The 4,632-nt window shown below is 37.2% G+C and carries 4 protein-coding genes; all 4 read right to left on the bottom strand.

Annotated features, from left to right (window positions below):
* Positions 1-180 precede the first annotated feature (180 nt).
* Complete coding sequence (locus ENL20_00065; protein HHE36955.1) at positions 181-717, bottom strand: hypothetical protein; 537 nt, start codon at positions 715-717, stop codon at positions 181-183.
* Between the two features lie 27 nt (positions 718-744).
* Positions 745-2,202 carry a hypothetical protein gene (locus tag ENL20_00060; protein ID HHE36954.1) on the bottom strand — a complete coding sequence of 486 codons (1,458 nt, stop codon included), beginning with the start codon at positions 2,200-2,202 and terminating at the stop codon, positions 745-747.
* Positions 2,203-3,387, bottom strand: coding sequence for a T9SS type A sorting domain-containing protein (locus ENL20_00055; protein ID HHE36953.1), 1,185 nt, complete (start codon positions 3,385-3,387; stop codon positions 2,203-2,205).
* Between the two features lie 260 nt (positions 3,388-3,647).
* Entirely contained in the window at positions 3,648-4,550 is a 903-nt protein-coding gene (locus tag ENL20_00050; protein HHE36952.1) for an N-acetylmuramoyl-L-alanine amidase, read from the bottom strand.
* Between the last annotated feature and the right edge of the window lie 82 nt (positions 4,551-4,632).

Below are 4,632 nucleotides of genomic sequence, written 5' to 3'. Positions count from 1 at the left end.
GTTTGCTTTAGCTGGCTTGATTTAAGTTTTCTAATCCGCTGATGCCAGTCAACTTAACTCAAGACTTCGTCTTAAGTCAAGTTTCCTTTTTGCGAGAAAATCGAATTTTCGTTCAGTCACTATTTATGAAACTAAACAAATTTCCAAAAATTTGTGAAGTTTTTATCTCTAAAAATCAAATCATTCGGAAGCAGTAACAATATAAAACTTCTTAATATTCGAAACGCCAATATCCGTCCAGGTTGTATTGATGATACCGGATGCTTCCAGATTCCAATCATTAAAATCCAGATACGGATCAGTCGAACTGTAAACATTGTAAGTCTCGTCCCTGCTTCCCGAATCCCAATTCAGGATAATGTCATTTCCGGAAATTGAGATCGTGAAATTGTTGGGAGTTGCCGGTTGATCTGCTGCGAGAAGTTCATAAATTTTATCTATCACTCCACTAGGGTTATAACCAAATGAAGTTGTTACTGCGTTTCCATATTGGTCAATTATGAATGATCTTCCAAACGGCAAACCTGTGTGTGGCTGATCATAAAAAGGACTGGAAACATCATCATACGGATCCCAGATTATGCTTCCTCTCAAATAAAAATGATCCCAGATATTTTCCACCCAATCTAAATCCTCGTCGAACTGTCCACCTTCATTTAAGATCACAGCAACAACATTCGGATCGTCTTCAAATTCTTCAATGATCGTGTTTTGCATGTCTGCAACTGCAGGCAAACAGGCCGGTCACCACGATGCATAAATCCCAATCCAGACGATTTTTCCTTCCTGATCGGAAAGAGTGAAAGAATCTTGAGTATAATTTCCAAGAATATCTTTGGAGATAAGCGGAAGTGTAAAATCATCTGCTGATTCTTCAGGATCAAGATAATCCGTTCTGCCGAAAACCTGGATCGGATAAGGACTTTCATCCGGATCGTTGCAATCGATCAAGATCCTTCCCATATCCTGTCCCGGAGGAGTCGAAGGTGTATAATCGATATCAAAACTATTGCTTTCTCCCGGCTGTAAAATCCCTGATGGACTTGGAACGCTGAATTGAGGAGATGTCGAAGAAATTCCATAAATCTGCAAATTGAATTCACCGTTATTGGTGATCGTTACTTCTTTCGTTCCGCCTGACGGAGAAAATCTCACTCGGTGAGTATCTGAATTAATATCAGGTTGAGTGCTTTCTCCAACTGGTTTGAATTCATAAAAATCGAGGTAATTCCAATTCGCACTAATCAGCAGAGAATCACCGGAAGCAGCAATTCCGCAGCCGATGCGAAGTTCGGCATCAAAACCTCTTCTGCTCCAATTTTCTCTCGCTGCAACTGTCGGAGTTCGATTCCCGCTGACATCGTAGATAACAACTCCCGGATAAGTCGAAACTGCGAGATAGTCTCCGATCCAGCAAAGGTCTTCGGAAAATCCGTAAGTTGAGATAACTTCCTGCGAAGATATATCGTCAGAATCATAAACTGCCAGCCCTTCTCCTCCGAGCGTCATATAAACTTTTCCATCTCGAACGGTTATCGCTTCCGCTGTTCCGAGTGCTGTTTCCAAAGTTTCTTCCGCAACGATAAAAGGAAATTCTTTATTCTCGATATTAACGATCTTTAATCCTGCTCCGCCATCAGCAACATAAACCGAATCTCCCTCTACAGCAACTGCAAAAGCATCGGTAAATCCAGTCGTTAAATTTCCTTCAAAAAGGGGAAGTTCGGGATCGGAAATATCATAGATCCAAATTCCTTGATTATGAGCAGCAACATAAAGATAATCACCTTCGATGCACATTTTTTCAAAGAAAACATCCGGCTCGTCAGATTCATAAACAACTGTCGGAACATCTCCGTCGAAACGCACAACAGCAAAATCAAAACTGCCTTCCGCTGCATTGGCGTGCCGGTTCACGAAAATATAATTGTCCTTTTGGTAGAAATTGCGGGAATTCATATTCTCTGACCTGAAAATGTAATCGCTGGTTCCGTTTACGGTCAGATCATTGATATCGAGCAAAGCCATTGCCGGATATCCGCCCACAATGACGCTGTCTTCTTTTATCATTGCTGCTGTCACCAGATGATCGATCCCATCTTCCTGGCAGTTGTAACGATAGAGATAATCTAAAGTCATTTCCTGCGAAAAGAGATGAAAGCAAAGAAATAGAAATAAAATAATAACCTTGCTTTTCTTCATTTACCTGCTCCTTAACATTTTTTTTGTGATTTGATAGTTTTCCGTTTTTATTTTTAATAAATAAATTCCGGGGGAAACCTGATTTCCTTTTTCATCTTTTCCATTCCAGACAACCGAAAATCGAGAATCGCCAATCGAAAATTTCTTCACTATCTGCCCTTTGATATTATATATTTCAAGAGTTATAAACGGGGATGTTTGTGTTACATTAAAAGAAATTGTTGTTTCAGAACAAAAAGGATTTGGGAAATTCCAAACTTGAAATTTAGGAATATCAAATTCATCGACACTTAAAAAATCTTCATAAGTATAATATTCTTTCGAATAATTATAAAGTTCATCATCATACCAATATTGCCACAATAGTTCGCTCAGATTTCCATTCTCATCATAAGAATAAGTTGCATAAGAATCATCTAACCAACCTCGCTGCCAGGTTTGATAGTCGGCATAAATTAGATTTCCATCTTCATCATAATAATAAATATACTGATAAGAATTCTGCCAATCGTCATTTTCCCAAACTTGATACAATAATTCGGTATTGTGCAGCTGATCATCATATGAATACACGAATTTATAAATGTCTGTCAGCTCAATTCCATTTTCATAAACTTGATAATGGATCTCGATCAGATTTTCGTTTTGATCGTAAGAATAGGAATACAAATGAGAATTCACCAGCGTTTCTTCATCTTCCCAATATTGCCAGAATTCCTGAATCAAGTTGTCATTTTCATAGGAATAAGTTCCAAGATAAATTGCCAGCCAGTTTTCTTCGATCCATTCACTGTAAACATTGGTGACGATATTGTCATTATTATCATAATAATAGGAATATTTGTAGGAATTTATCCAATCCTCGTTTTCCCAGTTGTAATAAACAGCATCAGTTAAAATATTTTCATCATTATAAAGGTAGCACAACTTTCCATAATTTTCAAATGTTTCATCGCTAATTTTCTGATATATTATCTGGATCAAGGTATCTTCATAAGAATAGTAATAACGCAGAGAATCTTCCCAATTTTCATTCACGAAATATTGCTTCAAATATTCGATGACCTTAAATTCCCGCTGCGGATAATATTTCATGTCAACGGGATTTCTTAATTCATTTTTGATACTTCCTGATAATACCAAACTAAAAAATAATAAAACTATAATAATTACTTCTTTCTTCACTCAAACTCCATCTTCATAAATTTTGCCTTCGCAAACTGCATTATCTATTCCAGTTTTTTTATTTAAAAGACAGAATATCTGTAAATCACTGCGATGTTTCATATAATAAATCCTTTCGTGTCCAATCGGGATTTATAAGTGTTCTCCGGATAATCGAATGTGTTCATATTGTAAAAGAACGAATTTTCACGAAACTTAAAAGGGCTCTTTTGAAACTCAAAAGATTTCGGTTCAAAACATAAATAACCGAATTTCTTTTTTTAATTCAGTTGATCATACTTTTTCTTGAAATCACGGATGCTCTCGTAAATGGATTGAGCAAGTTTGTTCTGGTAAGAAGATTTTGTTAATTTCTTTTCTTCTTCTTTATTGGAAAGAAATCCCAGTTCGATCAGAACAGCCGGCATGAACGCACCCCGCAGAACATAAAAGTTTGCCTGTTTGACTCCGCGATCACGACTTTCTGTAGTTCTAATAAGGTCATTTTGAAGTCGCATGGAAAGATTGTAACTTTCCTCGAGATACTCGCTTTGTGCCATATCCGCCAGAATAAATGCCAGGTCATCGTATTGCTTAACAGCTTCTTCTCCACCTTCATATTTAAAAACAACATCGTTTTCCAAAGCTTCTACAGCTCGAGCATCATCTGTTTTGGCAGTTGATAAGAAATAAACTTCTATTCCGTTCGCAGTTTTCTTTCGGGCAGCATTACAATGGATCGAGATAAAAAGGTCGGCTTTTTTTTCGTTGGCAAATTTCGTTCTTTTCTGCAAAGATACAAATTCATCCTTTTCTCTGGTCAGATAGACTTCGACACTCATCTGTTCGAGTAAGATCCGTTTCAATTTTCTGGCAACAGCAAGAGCAACATCTTTTTCATAATTCTTTTTGGAGTAGCCAACAGCTCCCGGATCTTTTCCGCCATGTCCGGGATCAAGAACGATCCTATGAATGGAATTATCGATAGGAAGTTCGGCAGAAATGAAATTTGTATTAAATTGTATCTGTTTCGGATATAATTGAGGTAAAACATTTTCCAGGAAAAAGACAGGAATTAAATATTTTCCCTTCCTGGAAATTATCGGCTGGTTGAAATTATAAATTTCATTCTGATAAAAAAGATACGCAGAATCGAGCAGGAAGATCATCTCCTGTCCATACATATTGACATTCTACCGCTGATCGAGCAGATTTTCTTTGATCCTTGCTCGGAAGATCTTATTCAGTTCGTTGACTTTGAAATAC

Source organism: Candidatus Cloacimonadota bacterium, assembly GCA_011372345.1.
GTDB lineage: Bacteria > Cloacimonadota > Cloacimonadia > Cloacimonadales > TCS61 > DRTC01.
Note: the sequence above shows the minus strand (reverse complement) of the source record. Positions and strands in the feature narration are given on the sequence as shown.